This is a genomic window from Bacteroidia bacterium, assembly GCA_019695265.1.
Lineage (GTDB): Bacteria > Bacteroidota > Bacteroidia > JAIBAJ01 > JAIBAJ01 > JAIBAJ01.
Genome location: JAIBAJ010000028.1, coordinates 1 through 16,781 on the forward strand (window position 1 = coordinate 1; position 16,781 = coordinate 16,781).

General features: G+C 39.8%; 10 protein-coding genes. 6 read left to right on the forward strand and 4 right to left on the reverse strand.

What is annotated here, in order from left to right:
- Positions 1 to 439: 439 nt before the first annotated feature.
- The 3 genes from K1X82_06155 to cyoE form a co-directional block, all read right to left on the reverse strand.
- Positions 440 to 2,350 carry a hypothetical protein gene (locus K1X82_06155; protein MBX7181676.1) on the reverse strand — a complete coding sequence of 637 codons (1,911 nt, stop codon included), beginning with the start codon at positions 2,348 to 2,350 and terminating at the stop codon, positions 440 to 442.
- A gap of 390 nt (positions 2,351 to 2,740) precedes the next feature.
- Positions 2,741 to 3,343 carry a YceI family protein gene (locus K1X82_06160; protein ID MBX7181677.1) on the reverse strand — a complete coding sequence of 201 codons (603 nt, stop codon included), beginning with the start codon at positions 3,341 to 3,343 and terminating at the stop codon, positions 2,741 to 2,743.
- A gap of 85 nt (positions 3,344 to 3,428) precedes the next feature.
- On the reverse strand, positions 3,429 to 4,241 hold the full coding sequence (gene cyoE / locus K1X82_06165) for a heme o synthase (GenBank protein MBX7181678.1): 813 nt from the start codon (positions 4,239 to 4,241) through the stop codon (positions 3,429 to 3,431).
- Between the two features lie 182 nt (positions 4,242 to 4,423).
- Here cyoE and K1X82_06170 point away from each other — a divergent pair, with 182 nt between their 5' ends.
- The 6 genes from K1X82_06170 (at position 4,424) to rpmH (ending at position 7,457) form a co-directional block, all read left to right on the forward strand.
- Positions 4,424 to 4,765, forward strand: a complete 342-nt coding sequence (locus K1X82_06170; GenBank protein MBX7181679.1) for an Hpt domain-containing protein — start codon at positions 4,424 to 4,426, stop codon at positions 4,763 to 4,765.
- A gap of 3 nt (positions 4,766 to 4,768) precedes the next feature.
- A complete protein-coding gene (locus tag K1X82_06175; GenBank protein ID MBX7181680.1) occupies positions 4,769 to 5,458 on the forward strand; it encodes an RNA pseudouridine synthase in 690 nt (229 codons plus the stop codon).
- A gap of 83 nt (positions 5,459 to 5,541) precedes the next feature.
- Positions 5,542 to 5,910: a MerR family transcriptional regulator gene (locus K1X82_06180; GenBank protein MBX7181681.1), complete on the forward strand. Its 369-nt coding sequence runs from the start codon at positions 5,542 to 5,544 to the stop codon at positions 5,908 to 5,910.
- 46 nt (positions 5,911 to 5,956) lie between these two features.
- The gene (locus tag K1X82_06185) at positions 5,957 to 6,823 is read left to right on the forward strand and encodes a tyrosine-type recombinase/integrase (protein MBX7181682.1); all 867 of its coding nucleotides are present in this window, start codon (positions 5,957 to 5,959) and stop codon (positions 6,821 to 6,823) included.
- 43 nt (positions 6,824 to 6,866) lie between these two features.
- Positions 6,867 to 7,166 (forward strand): ribosome-associated translation inhibitor RaiA, encoded by a 300-nt coding sequence (gene raiA / locus K1X82_06190; protein ID MBX7181683.1) that lies wholly within the window; start codon positions 6,867 to 6,869, stop codon positions 7,164 to 7,166.
- A 129-nt stretch (positions 7,167 to 7,295) separates the two neighbouring features.
- Positions 7,296 to 7,457, forward strand: a complete 162-nt coding sequence (gene rpmH, locus K1X82_06195; protein MBX7181684.1) for a 50S ribosomal protein L34 — start codon at positions 7,296 to 7,298, stop codon at positions 7,455 to 7,457.
- A gap of 255 nt (positions 7,458 to 7,712) precedes the next feature.
- Here the strand turns inward: rpmH and K1X82_06200 are convergent, their stop codons facing one another.
- Complete coding sequence (locus K1X82_06200; GenBank protein ID MBX7181685.1) at positions 7,713 to 16,229, reverse strand: choice-of-anchor D domain-containing protein; 8,517 nt, start codon at positions 16,227 to 16,229, stop codon at positions 7,713 to 7,715.
- Positions 16,230 to 16,781 lie beyond the last annotated feature (552 nt).

The following is a 16,781-nucleotide window of genomic DNA, read 5'->3' on the forward strand; positions in this document are numbered from 1 at the left end:
CCGCCTACCAAAATCATTCATTGATTTCAGCTTTTATGCAAGGCGTTCGGGTCACGCTATCGGCTGTAATCCTCGTCCCACTTGGCTAGCGCCGCGTGGGCCTGTGGGTTACTTGCCTCTATCGTTGCCCGAGGTGCAAACCCAAACAATACTGAAATTATTCGATGGCAATTGCCAATCCATGTATAATAAAAAGGGAAAGGCTATATACCAAAAAAGCCACTCAGTTTGAATGGCTTTTTTGGTGGTTGATCCGTTTTTGAAATAATACCGGTTTAATCCATTTTGGTTAGAAGAATTCCAAAACCAATTCTATTTTTTAAGCTGGCTTTTATTCTAGCTAAACCCAAGTAAGAAAGTTTAATACTTGATTAGTAAAATCGCATACTCTTTGTTTGGTATCTGTTTCTTATTTATGGTTTAACCTGTAATACTGTTGTTATTGGGCAGAAGCGCTATTGAGCAATCGAAGGTTGTTCAGAATAACACCGGGTCTTTCGAAGGTCATAATCGCATTTCCAAACCGTTTGTGAATAACGTTGCGTCGAGTTTGAGAATACAGGAAGATGTAAGGTTGTTCCTCATAAATCATGGATTGAAGTTTTTTCACCAACTCTGTGCGTTTGGTATTGTCTAAGGTGTATTTAATTTCATCAATTAAGGCATCGCTTTCCGCGTTTCCAAAACCAGGATAATTGCTTCCTTTGGTAGTCCAGGACTTGGTGCTCCAAATTTGTTCAAAATCTTCCGGAACGGAGGATCCACCCCAAGCGGCCAACATCATATCATAGTTGTGATTTTTGGCATTGTCGTAATGAACGGCAAAATCATTAGGTTTTAAATTGGCTTTGATTCCGGCTTTGTACATAGCCTCAGAAATCATGCTGGCAATATCTTTCCATTGCACTTGGGTTGTAAGAAAGGCCAAATCAAATTCAAATTTTACTTTTTCACCGTCAATAACTTTATCCCTGATATTGTCACCATCACTGTCTTTCCAACCGGCTTGATCGAGTAGTTTTTTAGCTCCTTCAATATCAAAAGGAATCAATTTTAAATCCTTGTTATATTCTTCTTTCAAAGGAGAAACCGGACCTGCGATACGGGTGTTTTTTCCCATATTGATAACCGTATTGATATCATCAACAGGAGTTAACATAGCCATGGCTCTGCGAACGGTTTTATCGGTAAACAGTTTTTTATGTTTTACCCCGTCCGGTCTGGTATTCATGGCAACATAAGAATAGTTGTAGGTATCGGTAAATTTAGAATGGTAATTGGCATTAAACTTAGGATCTTTTTGCAGGTTAATCAGGGTTGGAGTTGCCAAATAGGTACCAACATCCATAGCTTGGGTTTTGAACTCCAGCATTTGGCTGTTGGCATCGGTGTTGATTTTAAAGATTATCTTTTCAGGATAGGCAGTTTCGTAGTCGTTCGGGTTTTTTAGTTTGCGGGTCCAGTGGTTTTCTTTTCTTACCAAGGTCATGCTTTGTTGAGGTTTCCATTCGGACCATTTGTAAGCTCCTAAACCGGAAAAATAATTGATATCACGGCTGTATTTTGGGTTATTGAAATTACTGGCCCAAGTATTCAGTTTATTATCTTTATTGAAATTGGCTTTTGGATCGTCGAATTGGGCGAAGGTGTAAGCTGCGAGGATATTAGACGGGTCATAGAATTTACGTTGAAGAATTCCGTAATCGGTTAGGAAGATGATGTTTTGAATGTATTTTTTCTTCATCACCAAGGTGAATTTTCTAGGGTTACTTGGGTCAATAACGATGTCTTGCAAAGGATCCAAATAAGGTTTTGCATGTGGGTTGTTTACAAGCGGACATTTATTGGCTTTGAAGGTGAAAATGATGTCTTCAACGGTAAGTTGGCTGCCATCGTCCCAAGTTGGTTCATCCATTAATTCGTAGGTATATTTTAATCCATATTCGGAAATAATAGGTTCAGATTTTACAATTCCCGGTCTAACATCCAATTCCTTTGGGTCGGTATCCATTACATAGCATTGGGTGTAATGGTTTACGAAGGTTCTGGTTTCGGAGGTTCCGTTGGTAGGATGCATATCGTCAGGTTCGCCGATAAAGTGAACAACCACTGTATTTTCCTTTTTCCAATCAGGTAAGAAGCTTGTTGCGTCCGGGTTTTGGATGTATTTTGTGCCTTCAGTAACGTGTTGGGTTTGGCTATTGGAATCAGAATTTGAATTGCCTTTGTTGTTACCTCCACAAGCAAAAAGGAGGATTGCGGTTGATGCAATGGAAAGGGGAAGTAATGATTTTTGAATGGTCATGGTTTGAAAAATGGTTGCCAAAGATACATTGGAAAGGATTTTCATTCACAGGGAATTTACAGGCAATAATTTTAAAGTTGTTCAGAAAGTTTGCCTTTGGGAATTGAAAGAAAAAGGAAGTATTAGGATGATTGAAAAACGAAAGATTGGGCTTGCATGGACCCTCCGGGCAACGATAGAGGCAAGTAGCCCACAGTACACCTACGGCGATAGCCTAGGTGGACGAGGACTACAGCCGATAGCGTGACCCGAACGCCCAGTGATTGCCCATTGAAATTGCAGAAAATTTAGTTGGCGGAAGGGGGCCCGCCAAGGAAAACCAAGAGAAAAGCTATTCATCCACTTGTTAGAAGAAAATTGGGAAATGGATAGCTAAGAAAATAAAAAAAAGCCGCTAACACTAGGCTAACGGCTTTAAGATGATAGAAAAACTGATTATTTAGCTTTTCCGGAAAGTTTAATTTCCAAGGTAAATTCATCGTCGATAGCTTTGTCGCCGATATCACTAAAAATGGATTTTGAACCGTATTTAATATCGTAATTAACGCGGTTAACTTTCACAGTAGCAATAGCTGAAGCCATATTTCCGGATTTAACGATGGTAGCATCGAAGGTAATTTCTTTTGTGATGCCTTTAATGGTTAAATCGCCTGTAACGGTGTAGCTTTTACCTGCATTGGAAGCATTTTTGGAAGGGGTAGCTTTTTTTAGTTTAAAGCTAGCTTCGGCATGTTTTTCGGTGGAGAAAAAATCTTCACTTTTCAAGTGTCCAACCAATTTAGCATTGTAACCTGCATCTTTTAGGTCATCAACAGCGATGGAAGTCATATCCACTACAAAAGAAGCCGCTTTTAAGTTATCGCCTTCGAGGGTAAGTTCACCGCTTTTAAGTTTAACTGTTCCATCATGCGCACCGGTAACTTTTTTGGCAGCCCAATGGATGGTACTTGAATTGGGATCAAAAACGTAATTTTTTACATCAGCAGCTTTAAAAGCGAAGAGGGCAACCAAGGCCAGGGAAATGTTGAAGATTTTCATAAATGTATTTTAAAATTTTATGGGACAAAGGTAGCGGGTAAACAAAAGGGGGGAATAGGACAAAAACCAGGAATGATGGTATTTTTTATAATTTATCGAGTAAAATTGCCAGTTGTACGATGGGCAAATAGAAGAAAGACCCAAACATGAGGCGTTTTGCATCCTCATCACTTTGGGATTTAAAAAGTTTATAGGCCTGATATACGAAAACTAAGCCTGCGGATAAAATGATGACCCCGGAGAATAATCCGCTCATTTTAAAAACTACGGGCAACAAAGAGATGGGAACCAGTCCGATGGTGTAAATTAAGGTTTGAAAAGCAGAAGTAACATCTTTTCCGTTGGGGGAGGGGAGCAATTTAAATCCGGCTTTTTTGTAATCTTCGTCTAACCTCCAGGCAATGGCCCAAAAGTGGGGGAATTGCCACATAAACTGAATGCCAAACAGGATGGCTGCCTGAATACTCATTTCACCTGAATAAGCGATATAGCCAAGCATGGGCGGGATACTGCCCGGAATGGCGCCTACGAAAACTGCAAAAGGTGTTTCTCTTTTAAGAGGAGTATAAACAACGGAATAAAGCACCATGGCTACTAGGCCAAGTGCTGCGCTAAGCGGATTTAAAGTGTATAAAATGGCAACTCCGGAAAGTCCGAGAATAGAGGAAAGTGCAATGGCTTCGGGCTCTTGCATACGACCTTGAGGCATTGGTCTTTCCTGGGTTCGGGCCATGAGTTTATCGAGGTCTTTTTCGATAATTTGGTTGAATCCATTGCTAGCTCCTGTAACCAAGAAACCACCTAGGATTAATTTTCCCATAGAAATCCAATCGATTTCAGGGGAGGCTATACCATAGCAAATTGCTGCTGAGAAAACCACTAAGGAAGCCAGTCTCATTTTGGTGAAAACCAAATAGTCTTTCAATTTGATAATAGGAGAAATGGCGCTCAAAGGTTTAGATGTAAATTGGGCGGCAAAAATAATGCAGGGAAGGTAGTTCTGTTAGTTGGGATTAAAATATTTAGTTAAATTGGCGAAGAATCAAAATATTCCATTGATTTGTGATAGAAAAAAGAACCATGATAGATTTAAGTTTTCTTCAACAATTTTCGGGAGGCGATAAAGCAAAAATGTCGAAGTACATTGGCATGTTCCTAAAATCATATCCGTCGGCATTGCAAGCCATTGAGGACAAATTAGCGGCCCAGGATTGGTCCGGATTGAGAACGGCTGCACATAGTTTAAAGCCCCAATTGAATTACATGGGAGCTAAAACGATGCAAGAGTTGGCCAAGGAGATTGAATACTCGGCCGGGGAAGGTAAGGACTTAGAAAAATTGCCCGGAATGGTAAATGATCTGAAGAAGGGGGTTGTTCAGGTTGCTGCATTACTAGAGGCAGAGCTTGCAAAAATGGGTTAAGAAATGAATTTGGCTGAGCAAGTTTTATACGAGGATAATCACCTCATTGTATTGAATAAATTACCCGGGCAGATTGTTCAGGGTGATAAAACAGGCGATACACCTTTGTCGGAATTGGTGAAGGAATTTATTAAAGTGAGGGATCAGAAGCCGGGAAATGTTTTTGTGGGCGTGGTGCATCGGTTAGACAGGCCGGTAAGTGGGGTGGTAGTTTTTGCGAAAACATCTAAGGCCTTGAGTCGAATGAATGAACTGTTTAAGATGCGTGAAACAGAAAAAACGTATTGGGCGGTAGTAAAAAACAAACCGGAGAAAGAATCAGGTACACTGGTTCATTATTTAATGAAGAATGAAAAGCAGAACAAATCCTATGCTTCTGTAACAGAAAAGAAAGGGAGTTTACGATGTGAATTGAATTACCGATTGCTTTCGAAATCAGACAACTATTATCTACTGGAGGTAAAACCACAAACAGGAAGGCATCATCAAATTAGAGTGCAGTTAGCAAGTATGGGATGTACAATTAAAGGAGATTTAAAATATGGTTTTGCAAGGTCTAATCCGGATGGTTCTATACATTTACATGCCCGGGCATTAACGTTTGTTCATCCAATTAAGCAGGAAAGTATTCAGATAGAGGCGGCAGTTCCAAACGAAAAGGTTTGGAAGACATTAGAAGAGAATTGTGCTTAAAAGCTTAAAGTCAAAAAGTTAATAATTATCAACTCGTGTATAGGTTTAAATAAAACCTTGTATTTTTATCGCAATTATTTGTTATGCCTGTTAAAGAAAAAGAATTAGAGAAGGTTTATTTTGGTATTGGAGAAGTAGCCGAAATGTTAAAGGTTAATCCATCCTTAATTCGTTTTTGGGAAAAGCAATTTCCTGGAATCACACCTACCAAGAATAAGAAAGGTGATCGGTTGTTTACCAAAAAGGAGATTGAGAAGCTGAAGGAAATACACAAATTAGTAAAGGATAAGGGGTTTAAATTAGCAGGAGCCAAAAAGCAATTGAGGACCAAGGAGAATTTGGCGGAGGAGCTGGTTGCGGATAAGGAAGTGCTTTCTTCATCAGTACCAGAGGCTATTGCGTTTTTGACCGAAGCCAGGCGAAAATTATTGGAGTTGAAAGAAAGTTTGTAGTGGAGAAGTAAGGCCGGAATAGATGGATGCAATTCGGCAATTTAAAATGTATGGGGAATCGGAAAAGCGATATTCGGCCCATACTATGATAGCCTATTTAAATGATATAGAGCAATTTTTTACCTATTTGAATAATCCGGAAGCTGAAGGGATTGGTCGAATTGAGTTAGACGATATTCGAGATTGGGCGCTTTCGTTAATGGATGATGGTTTAGATGCAAGAAGTGTGAATAGAAAGGTAAGTTCGTTGAGGACCTTTTTTGCTTATTTTCAAAAGATTGGGATTTTGAGGGCGAATCCTTGTAAAGGTTTTAGGAGTTTGAAGACGGACAAAAAATTACCTGAATTTGTAAGTGAGACTTCTGTTGAACAATTGTTTCATGGAATTCGATTTCCGGATGGATGGGAGGGAGAACGAGATAAAATGATTTTAGACATGCTCTACCAAACAGGAATGCGTAGATCGGAATTGATAGGATTGGAAATAAATAGGATTGATTTCCAAAAGGGTGAATTAAAAGTTTTGGGTAAGCGAAACAAAGAACGAATAATTCCAGTTTCAAATAATACGATTGCAATGATGAGGAAGTACCTTGAAAAAACACGAAATAAGTTTAGTGGCACCGAGCCTGAGTATTGGATCGTGGATGATAAGGGGTTTAAAGTTTCTGAAAAATTTGTTTATGATAAGGTAAAGTTCTACCTTCGACTTGTAACTACCAATTCAAAGGTGTCACCACATACGTTAAGGCATACCTTCGCTACTCATTTATTGAATCAAGGAGCCGATATTAATGCAGTGAAGGAGTTATTAGGTCATACAAGTTTGGCAGCTACACAGGTTTACACACATAATACGATTGAGAAATTAAAAAACAGTTATAAATCAGCCCATCCTAGGGCAAAAGAATAAATCAAACCTTTATTAATTATTAAACTTTCAGGAGGATAAAACGATGAACGTTAAAATTCAATCCATTCATTTTGATGCTGATCACAAATTAATTGATTTTGTGCAGGATCGAGTAGGTAAGTTAGGTCATTATTATACCGAAATATTAGGCAGCGAAGTTTATTTGCGACTTGATAAAAGTTCAACCAATGATAATAAAATTGCAGAGATACGTTTGAATGTTCCGGGACAGGAAATGTTTGCAAAAAGACAGTGTAAAACCTTTGAAGAGGCTACTGATGTAGCTGTAGAAGCATTGCGCAATCAAATTAAAAAGCATAAGGAAAAGATTCAAAAAGCCTAATTTTTAAATCTTTTTCAAGGGAGGCGACCAAAGGTCGCCTTTCTTTTTTTTCTTTTTTTTTAATGTTTGTCATAAGTATTAAAAAAAGTTCTATTTTTGCAGCCCGTTTAGAGAAAATAATTTCAAGTCATGCAACCAACTTATAATCCTTCCAATCGTAAGAGAACAAATAAACACGGATTTCGTAAACGTATGTCATCTGCCAATGGACGTAGGGTGTTGGCTGCACGTCGTAAACGTGGTCGTTGGAAACTTACAGTTAGCGACGAAGGTAAATTTCGCAAAAACTAATTAGGTATTTTTTTTTTAGCCTCCCAATTTGGGGGGCTTTTTTTTTAACTTTTCTGTTCTGTTTTATTGTTTAGGAATACTTATTGTTGTCTGCCACTATAAAACAGAATTTTCCTTAGCTACGAATTGGAGAGTAAGGCCATAAATTTTTCGTTTTCCTGACCTTTTCGGTTTTTCCTAAAAATAATTAAGCCCGGTTGGAACTAAATCATTTCAGTTACCAACCGGGCTTATTAAATTTAGTATAACTCTTAATTACAAAGTGATTTTGAAATTTTGAGATTTACCAGTATTGCTTATTTCAATTAAATAAATTCCTGATGAACATTGATTAAATTGAAATGTTTGGAACGGGCTTCCATCAGAAGTAATGAAATATTCTACGATTATTCTTCCGGTTAGATCCATTAGTTTGATTGTGTTTTTACCTTCCGGTAAATTAAATATTCCAAGTTCAGCTTTATTTCCTGTATTAGTTACCAAAATAGGTTTTGATTCGGCTTGGAAGTATACAGGTGCCAGGTGGCTGTATGTAAAGCTGCCGTCTAAATCCGTTTGCTTTAATCGATAATAGGAAGTTCCGGCATATGGATTTTTATCTAAAAGTTGATAGGATTTATTGGAATTTGAATAGACAGATCCTTTTACAATACCTACTTCTTCGTATGAATTACCATCCATCGTTTTTTCAATTGTAAAATAGTCATTGTTAATTTCACTGGCTGTAATCCAATCCAGTTGAACCAGGTTATTTAAAGCTTTAGCAGAAAAGGAAAGTAATTCAATTGGAAGAGGATTAGCTTCGCCTTCGCTGCCTAATGCGAATGGGCTAAAATTTGAAACCGTGGTATAGGTACGGATGGTTCCTGTTTGGGTTGTACCGGAGGTGTTTCCATTTCCAAGGTTTTCCCAATAGGAGCCGTTGTAATGAGCTACTTTTAAGGTGGAAAGATTAGAAACAAATCCGCTGCTGTAGTTTTTCCAATTTAAAGTAACATATACCGATGAGGAACCTGTTGTTCTGGCTAAGTCCCAAAACTCATTGTCGCTAAGATAAATCATAGGGCTTAATGAATAGGCAGGGTCGCTGTAATTGATAGGGTAGGAGAGTGCCGGATTGGTTGGGAAGTATTCGGCTGTAAATACATCGGTTGTTTGGGTAGGAGCTGATATTTCAATCGTTCTGCAAATTGAACCTTTACCAACCGGGAAAACAAAAGCATCGTTACCGGTTTTTCTGCATGGACCATTTATAAAGCTTTCATCAGGAAAGGCAGTTAAGGTAGCTGTTGCATTATCATCAATATTGATCAATTTGGTAGAAGTGGTAACAATTTGACCGGTATTAAAAGTTAAATCACCGGTGATGGTTACCGATTGATCCAGGCTGACTTGCAGACTTGGGCTGGATTTTTCAACATAAAGGTTTAGGATTTGAGCGGGTAATCCTGTACCGGCATTTTGGTTGGAACTTCCTACAAAACCATAACTACTGCCAGTTGCAAAAGTCCTTGTGGTAGTTTGCACATTTCCTGAATTTCCGGATGCGTTAATACCATTGACGTGGGCATATTTTAAGGTGGCCCCTGCATTAACTTTAAAGTTTCCAGTTCCAGAAACGATATCTGTGGCGTCCAATTGAAGGATGGCCGGTGAATTTACATTGAGAGTACCTGTAATTTGGAAACTTGCCGCTGCATTTACATTGTGCCGCAGAACACCGGCATTGGAATTGGCATTGATTTCAATGTTATAATAATTAACGGTACTTGCGCCATTGTTAAAGGTGCCTCGAATTAATTGGGTTGACCCGCTGGTTACCGTACCATAATATTCAATTGTTCCATTTGTAAGTACATAAGGAGTAGAAATACCCGCTAATTCAGGTAAGGTTGTAAAACTTGCTTTTCCAATTCGTAACAAGGAACTTCCCGACATATACAGACCGGCATTTCCGGTTACACCATTGTTTCCGATATCAAAAATGGTACTACCGCTTATTTCCAGGTTATTGTTTATGACAAGGGCAGAACTCACGGTTTTGTATCCTCCGCCTGAACTTGTGCCGGAAATCAAAATGTTGTAATATGTTTTTCCTCCTTTGAGAGTCTGAAGTGTGCTAGAACTGGAACTTGTGCCATTTAATTCAATAACTCCACCGGTTAGCGTATAAGTGCCGGTTAATCTTGGATATTGTGTACTGGCACTAACAGATGATATTTGATACAAACCGGAGGCGGTGTTTAAAGTTCCCATGGTTAAGTTTCCGGTTCCATCAAAAAAGGATGAACTACCACCTTCTAACAAGGTGCCTTTTTTGATTTCCAATGTACCCGGCGTATTAATTACTCGTGAAGAGGTATTGACGGATAAGGTTGAACTATTGCTAGTTAGTTCCACCAATACTTTACCTGTAATGGTTGTTGGCAATCCATCTCCGGTGTATTGGTTGGTAGTTCCAACATAATGGTAAATTGCTCCGGCATTATAAGTTCTGGAATCCAATTGAACATTACCTGATAAGGTGGTTCCACTTCGTATTGCACCGGTAGTTTCTAACGATGAAATTTTGATGGTGCCACCCGATTGAACATCGAATGAGGTGGTAGCAGAAGAAGTTGTTTCAACAAGGTTTAATGCAGTTCCGGATGCATAATTAAAGTCCAATATTCCACCATTTTCTATGGTTAAATTAGATTGGTCAGCAAAGGGCCAGTTGCGATTGATGATTTGAACATAAGCGCCTGATTTTACAAAAAAGCGGTATCTCAACATATCGTTTGTTGCATTAACTGAAAGGTCTACTGTTTGGGTAGTTGTACCTGTGAAGTTGAAACTAGTATTGGTGTATCCTGAAGAATTAGAATTGACCATATAGCTTCCGGAAGCCTTATACAAATTTCCTTTTAAATTAACCGTTGTAGCTACAGCTCCGCTGGAAGTATTTTGAATGTTAAAGAATCCTGAGTTTATGGTCATATTTCCTAAAACGGTTAGTGTTAGGCTATTCCCTGCACTGCTTGAACCATAGGTATGAACTCTTAAATCTCCGGACCCGTTTTTAACTAAATTACCATTAACATTCCAAATAAATGCCCCGGCGCCGCTTTGACCTTGTACGTTTCCGGTTCCACTTACAAGTAAGTCGCCTCCTATAGTCAAGGTATTTGAATTTCCATTGTATAAGGTAATATTGTAACTTGAATTGTTGATAAGATTTAATTCTCCGTGTGTTAGAAATACATCAACATTGGGTGGGAAAATACCTGTCCAGTTGCCCGTAATACTGCTGGATCCCAATTCAATTTTTAATTTTCCAAAGCAAGCATTGTTTCCATTATAACTGGTAGTAGAAATCGGGCAAGTAGTTCCTGAGAAAAAGTATTGACTGTTGTCCCAATCAGTGATATAGAACTGAGAATTTTCACCGAAGACTTCAGATCCATTCCATATTCCGGTAGTAGAATTGTTGGGAAGATAGCTGTCAATTTCAACTGTTGCTCCATTTTCTACTGTAAAAGTGGAGGTGGAACTTCTAAGAAAGGTTGTTGAATAGTAACCTGTTATATACATAGTGCTACCATTTCTAATGATTAAGTTTGAACTGCCAAGCATTTCAAATCTTCCTTCCATGTAGATTTCACCTTTGGTTAATTCAAGGGTAGAACCTGAAGAAAGTACCAATCCGGTGCTTGAGTTTCCGGAGAAAACGATGCCTGATGATGAAGGAAAATCAATTAGGATATTGTTATAGGTACCACCATTGGCAACATCTACATAAGAGCCGCTGCAGATGTATATTTTATTTGGTTTAGTACTTAATGCTTCGGGCGATTCTGTAGCACTGGACCCCGTTACATCCTGCCATGAACCACTAACCATTTTCTGCCAGGGTCTAATTCCTGAAATAGCAGTAGTAGAACCAAAATAAATGGTGCCGGTACTACCTAAACTTGGATTGGTTCTATAATCACCATTGGAAAAGGTAAGCGTTGTTACTGTAAAACTATTGCTATTTCCTGTGGGAGTTAAAGAGCCGCTTGTTGCAGAAAGATAAAAAGGGCCTCCTGCGGCAGTATGTGTTACTGAAAATGTAGAAAGTCCGGATGTAGCATTAACTGAAAGTGGTGAGCCTGTCATTGTGCCGGTCGAAGTCAGCGAGATAGAAGAAGAATAATCTAAGTCTCTGTTTCCATTAATGTCTACAGCTTCAACGGATGGACTTGGTGTCATAGCCGAATTGATAGACACATTGGACGGTTGTTGATAGAAACTCAATTTGGTGGCCGTTACAATTACCCTGTTGCGATTTCCTGTTGTTTCACTTGAAACTGTGCTAAAATTGGTAAATCCGGAAGAGAAGGAGGATGCACTAGTTACATCTGCAGATGTAATACTAAATCCGAATTGAGCATTATCGGTTACCGTGTTATTAAAACTAACTTTAACGGTAATTATTCGGCTGGTTGTATAACTTGGAGATGTAACAGTGCTGCCTGATAAGCCGGAAAATGTTACAGTTGAACCTGAAACAGCTTGTTCAGCAATTTCAGTTGATCCATTGTATAAGGCTATTCTTTTGATAAATGAACTATGGGTTAAATTCAAAGTTACACTTGCCATGGTTGTTCCTTGACCATCTCCATCGTCTACTCCGCCGCCATCTCTAATTCTGAATTGCATTACATCTAAACTAGAGGTTGTTAGGTCGGACTCCTGGTAGCTTAAATAATTGATATTTTGAGGAGTGGTGAAGGCAGTGTTAAAATCTATAGTGGAATTATTGGCATAAGAGCCGGTACCACTAATGGTAAAATCATAAGTGCCTTCGTTAGCATCGTTGTTAGAGATACTAATGGTGGCGGTTTGGGTATTAAGGGTTGTTGGATTATAGGTTACTTCAAATATGAGGGATCCGGCAGGTCCACTAATGGTAGAAGCTGAAGGTTGCAGGCTTACCGTAAATTGGCTCGAACCTGAAATGGAAACCAGAGGACTGCCGGACAAGATAACATTTTGATGCCCTATATTTTTTATTGTAAATTGTCTTGTTAATGAAGAACCCACAGTAACATTGCCAAAGGATGTATGATCAGCAGTTGAAGGAGTATTATCTCCGTCAACGATTTCAGTTGAGTTTCCTTCCACTCGTATTTCCGGTGTTTGAATGGTTTGAGTATTTCCGGTAGCTGTTCCACTTTCAATTCCATCGGTCGTTACATTGCTTGCAGCGCTAATTGCAATGGCTATGGTGCGATTGTCGACAGCTGAATTCGAAACATCTGCTATTAATAAGTAATTCGAAGTGCTTGAAATATTTTCTGAAAGTCCGGTAAAGCTTATTGGATTGGCAAGTGTTGCCACTGTTCCTAATATGGCATCTCCACCATTGTATGTTCCACTGTTGTCAGCGTCTTTTACTAATCTAAAGTTGCTAATATCGCTTGATGTAGCAGTACCGGAGGTTGCAAGGGATACGCCTGTAAATGTAACTGCAGCTGACGGGGTTAAGGAAAATCCAAACAGTACATTATTGGTGGTGTTATTTAAGATTGCTCCTGCGGCAGGGGAGCCTGTATTGGCAATAGAAACTGTTGCAGCATTAGAAACTAATACATTTCCGGTAAATGTAAAATCATTAATACTTAACGTGGTTGTTGTGGCAGCCAATCCATAAGCATAATAGCGGAAAGTAATTGCAGAAGTAATATTTTGGTATGCAGATCCGGAAAGGGAAATAGTTGCTCCTGTAGTACTAGCGGAACCAATGTTTGAAGAGTATCCATCCAGGCTTGATCTCAAGGCAACTGTCGATGAACCTGATGAAACCTGACCAGTATAGGTAAAGCTTGTAAAATCAATTTCATAGCCTGAAACCGGCGTTAAAGTAAATTCAAAATATTTGGTTAAATCGATAGTTCCAGAAGTGCTCCAGTTGGTGGCATTATACCTGTCATTGGCACTATTGCCATTAATACCGGCACTCCTTCCGATTCCTGAAACTACTAAATTGGCATCATAAGAATCTCCGGATGTCCATGGGTTGGAAAGTCCCGGATTAGTTCCGGTAATTGGATTAGTCCAAATGGTAACCGGCACCAGTACAACCGTTAATGTACCATTAACCAGGGTTAAATTGTAATTGGTTGCTGAACCTCCTGTCAAGGTAATAGGATAATTTCCGGCCACAGAGCTCGTGGTTGCCGTGGTAGAAGCAGTTGGTGCAGTAATGGATGCTACCGTTTCTGAATTAACAAATCCACTGTATGTTATTGTCAAGGTAGGATTTGTACTACCTTGGTTTTTAGTAAGGTTATCCGCCGTGCAGGTCAGCGATACTTTAGTAATATCGGCAGACAATCCTACCGGCGCTGTTAATGAATAATTGGATGCATCGGCACCACTTAAGGTGGTATTATAACTTACACTGATTCCGGTTCCTGCATTGGCTTGGGCGAAGGTTCCTGCTCCGGAAGCATTAACCACGTCTCCACTGATAACCCCAACTAATGTGCCACCTGTAATAGTAGCTGCAGTTGATCCATTATAAGCTCTTGAATTGGCAGATGCTCCGGTGAGTGTTAAACTTGCAACTGTAATATTTCCTGTTAAACCACTTGGTTGGGAAAGTGTATATTTTCCTGCATCTGCACCGGTAAGGGTAAACCCTGTTGCTGTTATTGGTTTAGAAGTTCCAACTGTTTTTGTAGCAAAAGAATAGGAGGGAGTTCCACTAAGATTCACCACATCGGATCCTACGATTCCTACCAGACTTGGAGAGCCGGAAACACTTGCTGTTAGCGCTGCGTCGTATGTTTTATTGGACCCTGTTAATCCGGAAATGGTTAAGTTTTTAGGATTAACGGTTAAGGTTTGAGTTTGATTGCTTGCAGCATTCCAATCCGAATTTCCAGATTGCGATGCTGTAATGGTGGTGGTTCCCGGTCCAACAATGGTTACTGTACTTCCGGATATGGTTGCCACCCCTGTATTTGAACTGGAATAAGTTACTCCCAATCCTGAACTTGCACTTGCAGTTAAAGAATAAGAACTTGCCCCATAGGTTTGTGTGCTTGTTGAACTTAAACCGGTTATTGTTTGGTTTCCGGGGTTGATGGTAAAGTTGAGTGTTGCCGCAGCGCTGGTTCCGGAACCATTGGTTGCTGTTACCGTTACGGAAGAGGATCCGGCTGATGTCGGGGTTCCTGAAATTACCCCGCTTCCGGTATTTAAACTTAATCCTGCAGGTAAGCTACCACTGGCAATTGCATAACTGGTTGGACTATTCGTAGCTGATATAGTATAGCTGAAAGCTGTTCCTACAGTTCCGGTTGGAGATCCACCGCTTACAACAGGTAAGGTTGGCGTTATTATAGTTTGAGTTCCTCCGGCTGAACTGGAGCCGGTAACAGAACCGGAAGCAATAGTTACATTTGAATTGGTGATGGCATTTATGGAAATCGTATTACCACCGCCTGAAGATCCGGATGCAATATCTCCAGTGATAAACAGGTAACCTGTGGTTCCACCACTTATGCTTTGACTTGAAAAGCTTGGAAAGGTTTTGGAGCCCGCACTTCCGGGACTTGTTAAGGTGCTTAGGGTTGCATCACCTCCGTCCAAGGTGGCATCGGTAGAATACCGAACTTTAAGGTTGACTAAATCTGCAGCATCATAACCACCTGAGGTAGTGCAGGTTAGGCCTGTTAAATTGGCTGCTGCACCTGTTATGCTCAATTGAAATTTTAGTAAAACATTGTTGGTAGAATTTTCAAGGATATTTCCCGACCCGATTTGTGTGCCATTGTCAGCTATGGTTACCGTAGTTGCATTCGCAGTTGATCCATTTCCTGAAGATTCGGTGGCGTAATTATAGGCTTTGTCATAAGTGTACACCTTGTAATAATAGGTTGTTCCCGGATTAAGGCCGGAATTGGTAAACGAAGTACCGGTACCAAGATAAACAACCGTTCCTGTTAAACCACCTGTTCCATTGGTATAGGTATTCCCACTTGCATAAATTCCATTGGTATTGGGGTCATTGTCTGCATTTGGAGAACTGCTGTATCTCACAACCATATAACCGCCATTGTCTACACCACCTGACGCGGCAGTCCAGGAAATATCCAACGCTGTTGTAGGATTGCTTGAATTCTGCGCTACTGTAACTGTTCCTGCCGAGTTTGGTGCAGCATTATCAACAGCTCCTGTGTACATAGTAAAATCATCAAAGAACATATCGCCCCCGCTTCCAAATTTTCTGGTTAAGAAAACACCGGCTATCACCGTATAACTATTGGCAGTTCTGGTATAGGTGACCTTTTCCCAGGTTGATGCGGAAGCTGGAACAGAATAAGAACCTGATAGATTTTCTGTCCCTGAAGTACCATTGCCCACTCCTCTTTGTTCATCCTGGGCATTGGTAGTGTTTGAAACCAATCTATAAAATTGAAAGGTCACTTGTTGGGAAGTAATACTGGAAGTAATTAATGGAGTCCAAACTCTTCGACCGGTTGTAGAACTATTATTTACTTTTAAAGATTTACTGCCACTCCTAACGGTAGTTGTCTCATAAGAAATGGTTGTTGTGGAATTGTTCTTCGTCCAGGTGTTGGCCACTGCAGAAGTATTTGCATTGGTATTATCCACTGTAGCCGAACCTTCCAAGCCTCCATCTAAACCAAGGAGGTTTTGAGCGTTTGAATTACTGATTGTTGCGCCTACTAGTAGTGTTAAGCAACAAATGGTTTTTGAAATGTTTGGGTAGAACATAGGATTGTTTTATTTTTCAATCCAATTACAGTATTGAAAGCTTTCTAACTCTCAAATCCATCAACAAATACCAATTCCAACATGTAGAAACCCCCAAATACCTGAAATTAAATTGAACAATGCAAAAATATAGGATTAACAAGGATTTAAGGTTAATTTAAGGTTAATTGTTATAAACAATCGATGAACAACCGTGTTGCAATTTGCTCCAGTAAGATTATGAGATAAATAGTTGGATTTTAGTTGTTTAAGAACAGGAAGTCAAAATTTTGGGAGCGAAAGCTAGAACTTTTCTTAAAAAATCAGAATATTCTTGGCTTGTCCATGTTATCTAAAGGCTTTGGAGAAAACGTATAAGACTCAACAGGGATGCTGGAAAAGTCAACCAAGTTGAATATTTGGTTCTTTAATACGCTTTATGCGGGCCCCCTCCGCCTGATTTTTATATTGCTAAACCCATTGCAGCTTGCATGGCGTTCGGGTCACGCTTTCGGCTGTAGTCCTCGGCCCACTTGGCTAGCGCCGCGCGGTCCTGTGGGCTACTTGCCTCTA